This window comes from Moorena sp. SIO4E2, assembly GCF_010671945.1.
GTDB classification, from domain to species: Bacteria; Cyanobacteriota; Cyanobacteriia; order Cyanobacteriales; family Coleofasciculaceae; genus Moorena; species Moorena producens.
On the sequence record NZ_JAAHIE010000077.1, the window covers coordinates 1 to 15,787 of the forward strand.

13 protein-coding genes and 2 pseudogenes are annotated in these 15,787 nt (G+C 44.1%); 13 read left to right on the forward strand and 2 right to left on the reverse strand.

What is annotated here, in order from left to right; all coding sequences use genetic code 11:
* Positions 1-133 precede the first annotated feature (133 nt).
* Together F6K37_RS11315 and F6K37_RS11320 are read left to right on the forward strand one after the other, a co-directional pair.
* Positions 134-964, forward strand: coding sequence for a response regulator (locus tag F6K37_RS11315; protein WP_287250218.1), 831 nt, complete (start codon positions 134-136; stop codon positions 962-964).
* A 35-nt stretch (positions 965-999) separates the two neighbouring features.
* Positions 1,000-1,116 (forward strand): sensor histidine kinase, encoded by a 117-nt coding sequence (locus tag F6K37_RS11320; RefSeq protein ID WP_324293442.1) that lies wholly within the window; start codon positions 1,000-1,002, stop codon positions 1,114-1,116.
* A gap of 146 nt (positions 1,117-1,262) precedes the next feature.
* Here the strand turns inward: F6K37_RS11320 and proS are convergent, their stop codons facing one another.
* Positions 1,263-3,074: a proline--tRNA ligase gene (proS, locus tag F6K37_RS11325; RefSeq protein WP_008177951.1), complete on the reverse strand. Its 1,812-nt coding sequence runs from the start codon at positions 3,072-3,074 to the stop codon at positions 1,263-1,265.
* 1,241 nt (positions 3,075-4,315) lie between these two features.
* Between proS and ccmP the strand changes: the two genes are divergently transcribed.
* The 11 genes and pseudogenes from ccmP (at position 4,316) to F6K37_RS11375 (ending at position 15,078) form a co-directional block, all read left to right on the forward strand.
* A complete protein-coding gene (gene ccmP, locus F6K37_RS11330) occupies positions 4,316-4,957 on the forward strand; it encodes a beta-carboxysome protein CcmP (protein WP_044491860.1) in 642 nt (213 codons plus the stop codon).
* 91 nt (positions 4,958-5,048) lie between these two features.
* Positions 5,049-5,885 (forward strand): pentapeptide repeat-containing protein, encoded by an 837-nt coding sequence (locus F6K37_RS11335; RefSeq protein ID WP_008177946.1) that lies wholly within the window; start codon positions 5,049-5,051, stop codon positions 5,883-5,885.
* A gap of 129 nt (positions 5,886-6,014) precedes the next feature.
* A pseudogene (locus F6K37_RS11340) lies at positions 6,015-6,221 on the forward strand (1-acyl-sn-glycerol-3-phosphate acyltransferase); the annotation flags it as partial.
* 314 nt (positions 6,222-6,535) lie between these two features.
* Positions 6,536-7,114, forward strand: a pseudogene (locus F6K37_RS11345) (IS607 family transposase).
* Positions 7,035-8,216 (forward strand): RNA-guided endonuclease InsQ/TnpB family protein, encoded by a 1,182-nt coding sequence (locus F6K37_RS11350; protein ID WP_008177940.1) that lies wholly within the window; start codon positions 7,035-7,037, stop codon positions 8,214-8,216. Before F6K37_RS11345 ends, F6K37_RS11350 begins: the two are co-directional and overlap by 80 nt.
* Positions 8,217-8,230: 14 nt before the next feature.
* Complete coding sequence (locus tag F6K37_RS11355) at positions 8,231-9,196, forward strand: CHAD domain-containing protein (RefSeq protein ID WP_008177938.1); 966 nt, start codon at positions 8,231-8,233, stop codon at positions 9,194-9,196.
* A gap of 753 nt (positions 9,197-9,949) precedes the next feature.
* Complete coding sequence (locus F6K37_RS11360) at positions 9,950-10,090, forward strand: hypothetical protein (RefSeq protein ID WP_008177935.1); 141 nt, start codon at positions 9,950-9,952, stop codon at positions 10,088-10,090.
* A gap of 9 nt (positions 10,091-10,099) precedes the next feature.
* Positions 10,100-10,570: a type II 3-dehydroquinate dehydratase gene (gene aroQ / locus F6K37_RS11365; RefSeq protein ID WP_008177933.1), complete on the forward strand. Its 471-nt coding sequence runs from the start codon at positions 10,100-10,102 to the stop codon at positions 10,568-10,570.
* Between the two features lie 80 nt (positions 10,571-10,650).
* Positions 10,651-11,610, forward strand: coding sequence for an ADP-ribosylglycohydrolase family protein (locus tag F6K37_RS11370; RefSeq protein WP_008177931.1), 960 nt, complete (start codon positions 10,651-10,653; stop codon positions 11,608-11,610).
* Positions 11,611-12,058: 448 nt separating this feature from the next.
* Positions 12,059-12,427, forward strand: coding sequence for an RRXRR domain-containing protein (locus F6K37_RS44620; RefSeq protein ID WP_008177928.1), 369 nt, complete (start codon positions 12,059-12,061; stop codon positions 12,425-12,427).
* Positions 12,428-12,522: 95 nt separating this feature from the next.
* Positions 12,523-15,078, forward strand: coding sequence for an HD family phosphohydrolase (locus F6K37_RS11375; RefSeq protein ID WP_044491856.1), 2,556 nt, complete (start codon positions 12,523-12,525; stop codon positions 15,076-15,078).
* 59 nt (positions 15,079-15,137) lie between these two features.
* Here the strand turns inward: F6K37_RS11375 and F6K37_RS11380 are convergent, their stop codons facing one another.
* A complete protein-coding gene (locus F6K37_RS11380; protein WP_044491881.1) occupies positions 15,138-15,698 on the reverse strand; it encodes a 5-formyltetrahydrofolate cyclo-ligase in 561 nt (186 codons plus the stop codon).
* Positions 15,699-15,787 lie beyond the last annotated feature (89 nt).

Below are 15,787 nucleotides of genomic sequence, written 5' to 3' on the forward strand. Positions count from 1 at the left end.
AGGATTATAACTCAAAACTATTTGTTTTATTTTAATAAATAAATTTAGACTTAGACATGGTTAAGGGATGATAAATTATAGATATTTTACAATTTATGAGTAAATCGATTTGTGTTGATATGACCCTGAACCAGTGACATACGATCAAGACAAAAATCTCATCTTAGTTGTAGATGATACACCCACCAATTTATCAGTCATATCCCAGGCTTTGCACAATGCTGGCTTTACGGTTGCTGTGGAAACAGATGGTGAAAGCGCGATTGAACAAGTTAACTATAATCAACCCGATCTAATTCTATTGGACGTAATGATGCCAGGAATTGACGGATTTGAGACTTGCAAAAGACTAAAAGCAAACCCTTCAAATCGAGACATCCCCGTAATTTTCATGACCGCACTGACTGACACAGTTGATAAGGTCAAAGGTCTTTCCATCGGAGCCGTCGATTACATCACCAAACCGTTTCAACAAGACGAGGTATTAGCTAGAGTAAGGATACATCTACAACTAAGACATTTGACTATAACCCTTGATGAACAAAATGCCCGTTTGAAACAAGAAGTTGCGGAACGTGCGGCGGCGGAAACCAGGTTAAGTAAGACTTTCCAACAGCTTAAGGAAGCCCAAGAGCAAATTATTGCCACAGAGAAACTAGCATACCTCGGTACCTTAACTGCAGGGGTTGCCCATGAACTGAGGAATCCTCTCAACTTTGTCAACAATTATGCCGAAGGTTCGATGGAGTTAGCTGAGGAACTCATCGAAGAATTTAAAATACAATTAGAGCATATAGAAACAACAACAGCTAGCTATATCAAAGACACCTTGACAGAACTGCGAGACAATTCTCTCGCTATCAAACTTCATGGTCAAAGAGCCGAGGGCATCATTCAAAGCATGATGCAGCATGCTCGAACTGACAGTACTCAACTCCAACTGACTGACCCTTCACTCAGGTAGATGAGTCGGACACCCGCAAGTATAGTGGGGCTGGGTTGGGTTTAGCGATCGCGAAAAAGCTCTGTGATCTGATGGCGGGTCAGATAACTGTGGACAGTGAATTGGGTAAGGGAGCGAAGTTTACTGTTTCCCTACCCATAGAATGGGTTTAACACTGATTAGTCATTCGTCATATTCACCCAATGGTTATCCTTGTATCCTTCCTTGTATCCTTCAACCTACCCTAGATCAAATCGCCTTGGGCGAACAACCTTGGCCAAAAGGCCACGCAATCGCGTTCAACCTGCAACCCTCAATCCTAAACCGTCCTTAGAGCTGTATCAATCCACTGCTTCAGGGTGGGTAGCACTTCCTCAAGGGAGAGTTCTGTCGATTTGTGGGTAGCCCGTTCCACCACTTCCACTTTGCCATCTTTAAGCGATCGCCCAGTGACAATCCGGTAGGGAATCCCAATTAAATCAGCATCTTTGAACTTGACCCCAGCTCGTTCGTTGCGGTCATCAAGCAGGGTTTCGATACCTGCTTCATTGAGTTGAGTGTAAAGTTTTTCTGCTGCTGCCATCTGCTGGGTATCTCCCACATTCGGGATCGTGATAATCACATGGTAGGGTGCGATCGCAACTGGCCAGATAATCCCATCCTTGTCATAGGATTGCTCTACAGCTGCTTGAGCTAACCGAGACACTCCCACCCCATAACAGCCCATACATAACGGAATTTCTTCCCCTTGCTCACTGGTGTAGGTAGCCCCCATCGCCGATGAGTATTTCGTCCCCAACTGGAAAATATGGCCAACTTCTATTCCGCGAGCGCTTTTTAGGGTTTGATTCGGGTCATGGATGGCGCGATCGCCTGGACTCGCCTTACGGACATCCACCACTAGCTTCGGTAACTGGAATTGCTCACCCCAATTGGCACCAACTACGTGATAGCCTGACTCATTAGAACCAGTAGTAAAGTTTTTCAGTTCCACTGCTGTTTGATCTACCAACCGCAAAAACTGAGGCGCAATATCTTTAGCTGACTTGATATAATCATCTGCCAAATCAGGTGCCATGTAGCCCAAAGGTAGAGGTTTCGATGCCCATTTTTCCTGGGTAGCCACCTCTGGTACCGTCAGGGCTAAAACCGTTGTGGCATCGTATTGGTCTGCCAATTTCACCAATTCATTCTGTAACTTCACCTCATTTACATCTTGATCCCCCCGAATGCTCACTAAAACCAACACCGTCATCCCGTTGTCATAGACAATTTGGTAAAGGACATTTTTTACCACACTAGTGGCAGAGCACTTCAGGAATTGACAGAGGGTGTCAATAGTTGAGGTGTTTGGAGTTTCTAGTTTTTCATAAGTGTTATAGGGTGAGGGCTCTAGGTCTGGTGGTAAGGAAACCGCTTTTTCCACATTGGCAGAATACTTGCCATCCTCTGTGTAGAGAATCTCGTCTTCCCCAGCATCAGCCAGAACCATAAATTCTTGAGAACCCGAACCCCCAATCGCCCCAGAGTCAGCCTCAACCGCTCTAAACTCCAAACCACTGCGGCTAAACATATTTCTATAGGCTTGATCCATCGCCTGATAAGTCTTTTTCAGGCTTTCGTGATCGGTATGGAAGGAGTACGCATCCTTCATAATGAATTCCCGTCCCCGCATCAGCCCAAATCGGGGGCGAATTTCATCTCGGAACTTAGTTTGAATTTGATACAGGTTTAGAGGTAATTGCCGATAGGAGCGAATCATGTCCTTAGCAACAGTAGTGATTACCTCTTCATGGGTTGGTCCAAGCCCCAATTCCCGCTTTTGTCGGTCAATCAGAGCAAACATAATGCCCTCAGCTTTGGTGTAGGTGTCCCAACGACCCGATTCTTTCCACAGCTCAGACGGTTGTAGCTGAGGCAGTAGACACTCTTGAGCACCTGTGGCATCCATTTCCTCCCGCACAATCTGAGAAACTTTTTTGAGGACACGCCACATCATGGGTAAATAGGCGTATATGCCACTGCCAATACGTCGAATGTAACCCGCACGGAGCAAAAGTTTATGGCTAGGGATTTCTGCTTCCACTGGGTCTTCCCGCAGTGTCACCAACAGCATCTGAGACAGTCGCATTACTTACTTCCTTTTTAGACCAAACTACCATTATCTCATCAGTTTAAAACTTTCATCAACAGTATGTCAGCCAGGATTGACATACTCTTCAACCTCTGAGAAGGTATGTGATTATAGGCTAGTTTCTAGTTTAATTTCAATTAGCATAATCTTGGTTATAGACGTTTTAGCTTGCGAAGCTTTACGTTTGGCGTTGCTTAATAATGGAATGATGTGAATAGTTTTGTGGAACAGGCATCTTGCCTGTTATCAATATTTTCGGGCGGGCAGGATGCCCACTCTACTCCTATTCATTCTAAGACTGACGCAACACCTTACGTTTTCTTGCTTTGATTAGTGAACAGGTTACCATCGGAGCTTTAAATAAACTAGATATCAGTAAGAGCAACCAAAGCATTAACCAATCCCCTATCAACCAGATTATTATCGATAACCAACGGACTCTTAAAAATGTAATATTGGAGACGTTTTTCAATTCATAGCTCAACCAAACAAGACTAGATTTAAGTGATAGTGATAATACTTATTGCTGTCTATAAATAAAATCATACTGTTTAAATAAAAATTAATAAAAGATAAACAAGAGTTTTTGACGCTATTTTGATCATTGTTATGATCAAACAATACTCTTTATTATAATAGTTTTTATGCTATCAAAAAAAACTTAGATATAAATAAAATATCCAGATAATTACGATAGATAATTTATAGGCAAAAAAAAAACTAGCAATTAAATTAAATTAATTAACAAATAATCATATTAAAAGCCATGATGGATATTTTTCTGGAATAATTATCAGATTTATAGCAAAAAAACGCAGCAGACAATTGAATTAAAAAGAAACTAATACCCCTGAATTTACCATAGTTTTATGGCGGCTGTATATCTGTAATTAAAATTCATAAAATCAACACCATTACGAATCTCCAACCGAGATGCTTCACTAACGGATATCAGTAGGTGGAGAAACTCCTTAGCCATTATAATTCCCAAAGCCATTGCTTAGCAGTAGGGACTAAAGATGAATATAATCTCCAGGGTTGTAGACGGAAAATTAGTCTTGGGACCGGTAGAATAACCTGAAGAATATACCCTAGATGAATTACTAGCCAATCAAGTCGAAATCAGTGAAGAGGTTCACTGGGGTAAACCAGAAGGTCGAGAGGTGTGGTAGGCTTCTGTGAGTGCGAATTGCCTTTTGGACAACTTCTAGTCACTAAAAAAGGAACAGATATAAACTTTGGGTATTGAACTACGCAGTTACGTATACATAGACAGCTTGCAGCCTCAGCACGCCGCTTACATGGGAACAGTAGCGTTAGGATTTTTGCCCTTACCAGGAGATACCTCCCTTTGGATTGAAATCTCACCAGGTATTGAAATTAACCGGATTACCGATATTGCCCTCAAATCCACTGCCGTGCGTCCAGGAGTGCTGGTGGTCGAACGGCTTTACGGACTTCTAGAGGTGCATGCTAATAAACAAGGGGAAACCCGTACAGCTGGCAAAGCAATTTTAGACGCACTGGGCGTCCGTGAACAGGATCGGCTCAAACCTCGGGTCATTTCTAGCCAAATTATCCGTAATATTGATGCCCACCAGACCCAGTTAATTAATCGCACACGGCGCGGTCAAATGTTGCTAGCAGGGCAAACCCTATATGTATTAGAAGTTGAGCCAGCTGCCTATGCTGCCCTAGCTGCCAATGAAGCAGAGAAATCCGCCTTAATTAACATCTTACAAATTAGTGCAGTGGGCAGCTTTGGACGCCTCTACCTAGGCGGAGAAGAACGGGATATATTAGCAGCGTCTCAAGCAGCGCTGACTGCTATTGAAAGCGTGAGTGGTCGTGAACATCCTGCTGCCAAGCGCAAGGAATAGAAAGGAATTCTTCCTGACCTGATCCCTTAATGTAGTGCCATTGGGTTAAAGTCTTTGTTGGCACCGCTACATAATGTGAAGGAGAACCTCAATGGCCAATCTAGAACATCTTGCTCTACTCAAACAAGATCCATTGAGATGGACAGAATGGAGAAAGACAAATCTAGATCTAGAACCAGACCTTAGCGAAGTTAACCTCAATGGGGCTAACTTTGAAAGGGTAAACTTAGCAAAAGCTAACCTAAAAAAGGCAAATCTAGGCAATATTAAACTGATTAGCGCTAACCTCAGTCAAGCTAACCTCAGTAATGCCAACCTCCAAGATGCTGAACTAATCAAAGCTAAACTGATCTCGGCAGAGCTAATTGGGACTAAACTTATAGCAGCTAACCTGATCAGGGCTGACCTAAATGGTGCCAATTTAATTGGGGCTGACTTGACCCTAGCTAACCTGATGGAAGCTGATTTGAGTAATGCTAACCTAATTGGCACTAGCTTGCTCAAAGCTAATCTCTCAGAAGCAGATTTAAGTGGGGCAAAGCTAAGACGGACTAACCTGGTTGAGGCTAACCTTATGGCTGCCAATCTCTGCCATGCTAATCTGAGCAATGCTAATCTTCATCAAGCTGAACTGCTTGGGGCTTACCTATACAAAGCTGAGTGTCCAGGGGCTAACCTAGCAGAAGCTCACCTGAGTGGAAGCTATCTGTTTGGAGCTAACCTAGCAGAGGCAGACCTTTACGGGGTTGACATTAGATGGGCGAACCTTACCAAAGCTAATTTAAGCGGGTCTAACCTCACTACAGCTAAGCTGAGGGGCGCTAACCTCAGTAAAGCTAACTTAACTGGGGCTACTATCATTGAAGCTGAACTAAGCCAAGCTAATCTAAGGGAAACAATTATGCCTGATGGAACTATCCATCCTTAGATCACTACATCTGATCACAATCAATCAAACCTTCGATTAATCAGTTAGTGCTGCAAGTATCATCCAACAGACACTATCGACCAGACACCGATGAGTTATGCCCAACCGCCCCTAAAATTTATCTCACCAGGTCAATATGTGCTGGAAAAACCCACCGTCGAGCGGTTTGTTGAGACAACCTTACTGCTATGGGATCTGGTGACTCGCCTCAAGGGTGGCAACCCCTTTGATCGTCCTCGATTAGGTAAGCAAAGGGTACAGATGAGAGTTGGTAAACCAATATCGGTCTCTGAGTTTTACCCAGCCTATCGAGCCAGTCGTCATGGTGCTAGATAAGCTATAGTTGACCTGACTCATGAGCTGCAAACCTCTATGGAAAGTCTGATCATAACTTGACAATATTCTCTGACTAAGTAAAAATATATAGCATTATTTTTATCCTTAACCTCAAGTTAATCAAAGTGGGATTTTGGTTAACTTGAGGTTAAGCTTTGGACTCTAACTATCCTGAGTCCACTCAACCTCAATCTCAAGAGTCTGGCTTGCTAGACCTCAGACTGTAGCTAATAGATGATTATTTTTCCGGCAGTGTCTGGAATTCATCGGCAGACTCTGGTACCAGTATATAGAAAGCCAATTATTACTAACCGCTGATGCGTTATGTTCCACCCCGAAAGGCTTGCGAAATCCTTGGAGTATCACAGCGAACACTCCGATACTGGGATCAAGCAGGAAAAATCAAAACCATTAGAACCCCAAGTAATCAACAGAGGTACGATGTTGACTCCGTTCTTGGACAAGTCCCAAACAAGCCAGTCGTCATCTACGCCAGGGTTTCAAGCAAAAAACAAAAAGACGACCTCGAAAGGCAAGCGGCGTTCTGCCAAGGGCAATTCCCGGAAGCAGAAATCATCTTTGACATCGGCTGAGAACTCAACTACAAGCGAAAAGGTCTTAAAACCTTATTGGGACGGGTCATGTCAAGAGATATCAACCTGGTTGTGGTCCCACACAAAGACCGTAGGCCAAGATTCGGATTTGAACTTATCGAATGGTATGTTACGCAAAACGGTGGCAAGATCTTGGTTCTCAACCAGTCAGACCTATCTTATGAGGGAGAGATGGTGGAGAATATCCTCGCCATTGTCCATGTCTTCAGTTGCCGACTCTACGGTCTCAGGAAGTACAAAACTGCTATCAAAGAAGATCCGAGTTTACCCGGGAACTGAACTGAAGCTTAAATGGAGAACTTGGATTAACGCAGCTAGATGGTGTTACAATAAAGCGGTCGCCATCCTCAAAACTACAAAAATTGGGAAGTATGACCTCAGGAAAAAGGTGATGTTAGATGTTCCTGAATGGGTAAATCAAACTCCCTACAACCCTAGACAATTAGCAGTGTTTCAAGCTTTTGAAGCGTACAAAGCTGCTATTAAATCTGGTGGTCATACTAAGTTTAGGCGGTACTGCGATCCAGTCCAATCTATTCGATTCCAAAAGTCTAATTTCTCCAAAGGTGTCTTTTATCCTAGACAGACCAAAGGATTAACGTTCACTAGCAGTGAACCACTCCCTGAGAAAATGACTCACGAGCCGATACTTAGCATTGATCGAGGTCGGTGGTTTATTAGCTTTGCCGTTGAATCAGACCAAGATAATTTCCCTATCCCTCAAAAAGCAATCGCCTTAGACCCAGGCGTGAGGAGCTTTTTAACTGGATTTGATGGCCAGAGATTTATAGACTTAGGGACTGGGGACATTGGAAGGGTTTATCGCCTGTGTTCTCATTTAGATCGATTAATTTGTCAGGCAGCCTTGGCCAAGGGACGCCCTAACAAGAGAAAGAGGTTTAAGTTAAGGAAGGCTGCTCAAAGGATTAGGGTAAAAATTCGTAACCTAATTGATGAAGCCCACAAGAAAATTTCTTGCTATCTAACTTCTGAATATCAAGTTATTTACTTACCAAAGTTTGAAACATCACAAATGGTCGGTAAGGCTAAAAGGAAAATCAGAAGTAAAACAGTTAGGGCAATGATGAATTGGGCACATTACCGATTCAAGATGACGTTGAAGCATCAGGCAACTAAAAGAGGTTGTTTTGTAGTAGACGTATCTGAAGAGTACACTTCCAAGACTTGTACAAGGTGTGGCCATGTTCACCGTAAGTTAGGCGGATCTAAGAAGTTTTTGTGCCCTGAATGCGGACACACACTTGATCGAGACCACAATGGCGCTTTTGGGATTTTCCTGAAAGCTTTGAGAGATACCTCCTCGTCAATTACTGACGTGCTATACACGGATTCCGGCGAAGCCCACGAATTACCGGGTTAAACGTATCTGGGACGATGAACAAACTAGTATTACCCCAAACCAAAACCATTGGAGAATGGAGTTATCTGGGAATTCAGAAACACTTCCAGAAAATGCTTAGTCACGAAGCCGCCGTTCTCGAAGATCGAGATCCCGAACAGCTGCACCAAATGCGTATCGGAATGCGGCGCTTGCGTACCGCCGTCACTAGTTTTACCCCTGCCGTAGTCTTGCCCAAAGCAGCCTCTGAAAAACAGATTGGTAAGATTGCCCGTATTCTAGGGAGTCTTCGAGATCTAGATGTCCTCCAAGAAACCCTCCACAAAGGTTACCAACCCAAGTTACCGACCAAAGAACGGAAAGCATTGAAGCAAGCCTACGTTTACTTGGAAAAAAAGCGGTGCAAAGCTTTAAAACAAGTTCGGGACGTTCTGCAAGGTAAGCCACACCAAAAGCTTAAGCAAACCTTAAAACTGTGGCTAAAAAAACCCACCTATAAAGAAATGGCTCAGATGCCAGCGGCTGCAGTATTACCTGATTTACTCTTACCCATTGTCAGCCGCCTGTTACTCCACCCCGCTTGGCTAGTGGGCGTTGATCTTAAGGATACTGGTAGCCAAACTCCCAAGCAGCTGAAACCAGCAGCAGTTGAGTCCCTGCTAGCCATTCGTGGATCAATGATTCACGATCTACGCAAGCAAGCCAAGCGGGTGCGTTACCAAATGAATCTATTTACTGAACTCTATAGTCCTACCTATAAGGACTATGTCGAAGATATGAAGCAAATTCAAGGCATCTTAGGTGATATTCAGGACAGTATGGTTTTAGACGAATTCTTAAACTCTGTCTTTCACTCAGACCTAAAGCATAACGCTCCCCAGTTGGCTCAGTTACTACAGGCCAACCGCTACAAATCATGGCAACAGTGGCAAACCTTACAACAGAATTATTTGAAGCCCGAAACCAGGCAAGCCTTTCGGCAAATATTACTGACTGATTGACACTCCCCATGGCGCTTATGCCAGGGGATTCTTGTTTCGACGAGCTGACTTTAATACACAAGGGTTTTACCGTTCCTCGCACCAAATAACCGTCTACAAACGCATTATCTAGTTTAAGCAAGTGTACCCAGCGGTCTGCTCTCCACAAGCTTACTGGAATAACTCTCCCAGGGTTTGGGCGTGCCCCGCCCTACCTTTGACTAAAAAACTTAACTTTTGCGCTTTGGTCGGTACTCTTTAGAGTCCATGCGTTTTTAGGGTTTTTCGCTCCCTTGCTGCTACCATCGCTTTACGTCGTAGATTAATTGGTGATACCGACGACTTCTCACCTGTGGTAGGCCAGTAATAACATCATAACACAAACAGAACAAATGAAACGCCGAATCCCTCAATTGTTTTATGTCAGGGGTGATGCTAACCCCATATCTAAAGCTAGGGGCGTATAGACCTCACCCCTCACACTCCCCAATTTTTCGGTCAGGCAACTGATAGGTCTTATGCTGGTGAGGGTATAAACACGGTTAATGTATCTTGGTTGAATGAATTGTATAAAATGTGCTAGCCTTATTAACATAATAGATACAACACTTTGTTCTTTTTCCTTTCTCAGAGTCATGGTCAAGCCAAAAAAACCTTAGGCAAGACTGATTCCCTTGCTGATCTGCTCAAAAAGCAGTAATGGTTTTTAACCTGTTAGGGAACTGAAAGTGTAAAAGAAAAGATACAAGTGGTCTTATAGGAGCTTTTTGCTTGATGGACTATATAGAAAAGGTTTTGGAAAAAATTCAAGAATGGGCGCGCAAGCTTATTGAAGCGCTATTAGGTCCTGAGGCTCAGCCTGAACCAGAACCAATCCCCATTCCTGTTAATGACCCAAGGTGTCGTCGGAATTAGATAGTCATTGTGTCCGGTGATTCTCGAAAACGTCTAAGTATCCTGGTTCTCCATGGTCCCAATCTTAATTTACTGGGACAGCGAGAACCAGGTATTTATGGATCTGTCACCTTGGATGAGATTAACTATCTCCTAGAGCAAGAAGGGCAAAGGCTTGAGGCAAGCGTGACAGCGTTGCAGTCTAATCATGAAGGTATCTTAGTCGATAGGATACATGAAGCTTTAGGACACCACGACGGGATTTTAATTAATGCTGCTGCTTATACCCATACCAGTGTGGCTATTCGAGATGCAATAGCTGCGGTAGCCTTGCCAACTGTAGAAGTTCATCTTAGCAACATCTATCAACGAGAAGCCTTTAGACATCATTCGTTCATGGCACCAGTGGTAGTCGGTCAGATTAGTGGTTTTGGAGCTAACAGCTATAGACTGGGGTTACAGGCTCTAGTTCTTACATTGAGAAAATCGATTGGTAATTAAAATCAAAAATTTGATGGGTGCTGCCTTGCGGGTTGAAAAAGGCAATTTAAAAGCACACTAGATTTCTTGACAAAATATGGATGCGGTACTCACTTTTGAACCGATTTAGAGGTGCCTTGTTAGGTAGCCTTGTGGGAGAAATCCTGGCTGGGAGTGGCTGCCAAAAGTTACGACCAGCTCAAGTAAGATTTCGACCGCCATCCCAAGGGGATGCTGGTCTGAGTAAGACGATTTCCCATTGGAGCAAGATTGCTACTTGTGGTATTGAAAGTTTGATTCGCTGTGGCAACCTCGATTTAGGAGATTGGTTAGTGCAGTGTGAAAAGGCTCAACCCTCTATCCTTTCATTAAAAGGGACTGCCAACAGTAGCGAAGCAGCAGTAGCAACCTTACCAATAGCATTATTTTTTCATGAAGATGAAGTCAAGTTGCGCCAAAAACTGCTAGAGGCGGCAGCAATTTGGCAAAATGATTCTGAAAGGTTTGAGAGTGTCTTGACAATAGCTTGGGCGACAGCGATCGCCCTTACCGAAAAACTTGACTGCCCTACCCTGATTTCCAGAATCATTGCCTACCTAGGGAACTATCAAAATCAAAAGGTCTGGGTGCAACACTTGGAACAATTACAAACTCTACTCGAGCTTGGGGCAAGTTTAGAACAAACTGTTATCCAGCTGCGTCGAGAGCAAAGGCGTAGAAATGAGTCTGAGGATGACTGCTCTTTATCGATTGCCTTAGCATTGTACTGTTTCCTAAACACCCCAGAAGATTTTCGCCTCTGTGTAACTCGTGCAGCTCTTACAGGCTATCAATCACAAACTACTGCTGCCTTAACAGGTGCTTTAGCTGGTGCCTATAACGGTATCATCGGTATTCCAGTGCCCTGGCTGATGGCGCTTAACCTCAGCGGTACTGGGGTTGACCAATGGCAATTAGCAGACCAGTTGTTGGCAGTGTGGTCAGGTGTATATGATGTTTCAGCCATAGCTGAGTTTCAGAAGCTAGCTGTGGTAGCACCAAGAGTGATCGGATCGCGATAAGCTGTTCAATCAACGGACTGTCAAACCAAAAATGAAGCTCCACCTACAAGGGGCTGTAGCCTGAAACTTGATGGTACATAAAATTTTCATGGCCTGTGTTGCACCCGTGGTGTTGAATTTGCTACCACAGCTATAGGTAAAACCAATATAAACCAGTTAAACTAAGATGATCTAAAAAAACACTGGCTTCTGAGCCTTGTCAGCTAAAAATCAGTGAAGTCTGAGATTATATTCTGTTACTGACCCCGCAATAAAGGGTGCTTATGGGGTAAGACTTAAGCCTAAGTGTGACTAGACCATTGAGCCTAATCCTGGTAAGAACTTCCAGCCACAACCCCTAAGCTGGAGTATCTGCAAGACTGCTGACTTCAGTCGCGGTTAACGACAGGAATCATCTTGGATTAGGTGGTCGAGGGGACTTATAACTCCATGATTGAGGATTATCTCCATGGGAGTAGCCATTTTATCACCAACTCGACAGCCACTAATGCAAATTACCCCAAGTTCCCCTAGGGAATGGATCAAAGAAAGAAAAGCTAAAGTTGTAAATAATGACCTAGGCGTATTTACGGTGAAGTTGGTCTGTGAATCATCTGGAAGTCAAACCCAACCAATAGCCATGGGGATTGACCAAGGTAACCACGAAACCATAATTACCACTTTAATGAAGTTTTCTGTTCGCAAACTCCAGTTACTGTTACAGTATACAAGGCCTGATTGTCACTGGAAGTTTCCCACGCAACGTGGGCTCTACCCATGTCAAATGAGTGGATTTAAAATGAGTGGAGGCAAACTTTCCAGTGTTTTTTATGAATAATAAATAAATGTAGATGTCTTTAAGCAAAATGCCACCACCACACAGCAAATTGTGAGCAGACCGCTACTGTTACCAGACATTGCCATTCCTGTGCTATGAAAACGTTCAATTCGCTGACGCAGCCGATCACGCAATTACGGCGAACATCTCAGCACCTTCGCAGTTTTTTGGGATTTAACTCCTCTAGTGCTGCCAAATCCTCAGTTAGCCCACAGCAGGAGAATTTGAAAGGACAACCTCTACAGCCGAGAGAGTCTCCAACCCATGGTGAAGGCACTTCGACTAGCCTAACTTCAGGAAAAGATTGGGGCAAAAGCCAGCACCAAATTCAACAGAGAATTACTCTACCTGTAATGTGGACTTTAGCAGTGGTTTCCCTGACCAGTGTTATGGGAGGGCGCTTTTACAATCAGCCACAGCTACGTGAAGACAGAGTAGCACCACAGACAATCCGGGCACCATTCGATGCTATAGTTGAGGACTCTAAGACCACGGCTGAGAGACGCAAAGAAGCTCAAAGAGGTGCTCAACCAGTCTTGATGATTGACCAATCTGTTACAGAAGGAATTTATCAAAATCTTGATAAGTCTCTGGACGCTGTCGAAGAACTGCGCACTAACAGCGGTGTTTTTCCTTTTGTAAAGACTGATGTACTATCCATCGCCACCCAGCGGTATCTACGGCAAAGTAAGGAATGGGAATGGCGGGCTATCTTGGCATTTTCAGATATCGATAACCATGGCAACGGGTTTGATTCTGAAGCCAAACCACCGACTCCGCCAGAAAATTCATTAAATGTAGCTTTTGTTCAGGCAGTAAGTGAACTGCAAAGCTACCGTCAAAAGTCTTCTGAACAAGAGTTCTCAGCTCTGATTGAGTCAATATCTGCTGCTCGCCAACAGTATGCTCAGGTGTTGCCTCAGCTCTCAGAATACCTTAGCCCTGAATTCAGTAGCCTAAATGATGTTTCCGTACTCGATCTATCAGATCAAGATTGGCAGAAAACCCGCATAGTCATTAAGCAGGCTGCTAGTCGCATCCTGACCCAAGGCATTGTTCCAGGATTACCACCAAATCTGATCCAAGAGGCGGTGAAGGTAAACTTGAGTAGCCTTATGCCCCAGGAAGCTCAACCACTAGCCAAGTATTTACTAGTGAGAGTTTTAGAACCCAACTTGATCGAAAACAAAGAATTAACCAAGCTCATAGCAGAACAGGCAGCAGAAAAAGTGGAACCAATGATGGTTTCAGTGCGGAAAGGAGATGTGATTGTAACCGAAGGTGAAACCATCACTCAAACAGACTTTGTACTACTGGATTATTTCGACTTAAGCCGTCGAGGAATTAACTGGCTGGGTTTGATGGGATTTGGTGGTTTGGTTACTACTACGGTGGGCATCTTTGCCTTAGTGCAACGGCGAGTTCACCCGAAATGGAGACGGCGGGACTACATTTTGGTATTGCTACTGACCCTGAGTATGCCAATATCAATACTTTTCAAGAGTCCCTTCTTCGAGATTCCCTACACTATGCCTGCTATTGCTTTGTTAGTAGGGAACTTTTATGGGTCTACGATGGGCGTGACAGTAGTGGGTTTACTGACAGGCTTAGTGACCTTTAGTATGGAAGTCACTGGAGAACAAGTACTAGCAAATGTTGCTGGTGGTTTACTGGGTGCCTTGATGGCAGGACGAATGCGATCGCGAGAGGAATTGGCTCTGCTCGGAGTTGGGGTGGGCTTAACTCAAGGTGTCGTTTCCCTGATTATCAATCTGATTATTAGTGCCACTGCTAGTACAATTTGGTCTGCAGTTCTGCCAGGAGCCTTGTTATTAGGTTTGTCTGGCTTAGCTTGGAGTATTGTCGCCCTGGGGCTATCACCTTACCTGGAACGTTTGTTTGACCTGGTGACACCGATTCGTCTGGCAGAATTGTCTAATCCCAACCGTCCCTTGCTCAAGCGTCTAGCTACTGAGGCACCTGGAACGTTTCAACATACTCTGTTTGTTGCTTCTTTGGCAGAAGCAGCGGCTCAAGAACTCCACTGTAATGTGGAACTGGTTCGGGCAGGTACGCTCTACCATGACATTGGTAAAATGCACGATCCGTTAGGGTTTATAGAAAATCAAATGGGTGGTCCGAACAAGCATGATCAGATTAATGATCCTTTCAAGAGTGCTGAAATTATCAAAAAGCACGTTACCGAAGGACTGGTTATGGCTCGTAAGCACCAGTTACCCAAGGCAGTGCGGGACTTTATCCCAGAGCATCAGGGGAAATTGCTGATTTCCTATTTTTATTTCCAGGCTCAGCAAAAAGCTCAACTTGAAGGTACTGGGTCTGTGGACGAGTCATATTTTCGTTATGACGGTCCAATTCCCCAGTCCCAGGAAACTGGTGTAGTTATGTTAGCTGATGCCTGTGAAGCGGCGCTACGCTCACTCAAAGAGGTCACTCCGGAAACTGCTCTTACGGTGGTCAATAAAATTCTCAAAGCTCGCTGGCAGGACAACCAATTAGTCGATTCTGGGCTAACCCGGCAGGATTTATCAAAAATTGCCCAAGTGTTCATCAGAGTTTGGCAACAATATAATCACCAACGTATTGCTTATCCAAAGGGAGCGCTTAATTGTCAATCGTCTACTAAATGAAGTACGAAGTCTCAAGTTTTTGTACAGCAAGAGTATGAAACAGTATGAAACACGGAATTTCAGATCTGTTCCACCCTCTTGAATCCTGTTTCTGTACAAACACTGTGCAAGCCTTTGTCCCACTCATCAATGGGTAGTTGAGGTATATAGGCAAATTCAAATACAATGCCGATGGTAGGAATAGAATCCCACTCTGGTGAATTCAGCAGTCGGTCATAGAAACCACCACCGTAGCCCAAACGATACCCCCGCTGGTCACAAGCCACAGCGGGTACAAGGATTAAATTCACATCCTTTGGCTCTAGGGTGGTAGCATTAGGTTTGGGTTCTAAAATACCATAATTTCCTTTTTGCAATGGAACGCCCGCCTTCCAGGTATGCCAGAAGAGAGATTTTCCCACACATCGGGGTAGTCCCCAGCAGTGCTTAGTGTCTGTAAATAGGGGACTTAGATCTGGTTCTTGTCGAAAACTGAAATAGGCTAAAACTGTTTGTGACTGGGTAACTAGGACGCCAGATTGTAGATGGGTACAGATGCGATCGCTTTTTTGCCGCCATTCTTCTACAGACATAGACTGGCGCTTTTGAAGCAGGGATCGGCGTAGTTCTGCTTTGTTCATCTGATCTTCCCTCCGGTTTGATAGGGCGATCATATCAACAAACTATGCTGATAGTAGGTAATCATACCGACTTGCATTTAGCGATGCAG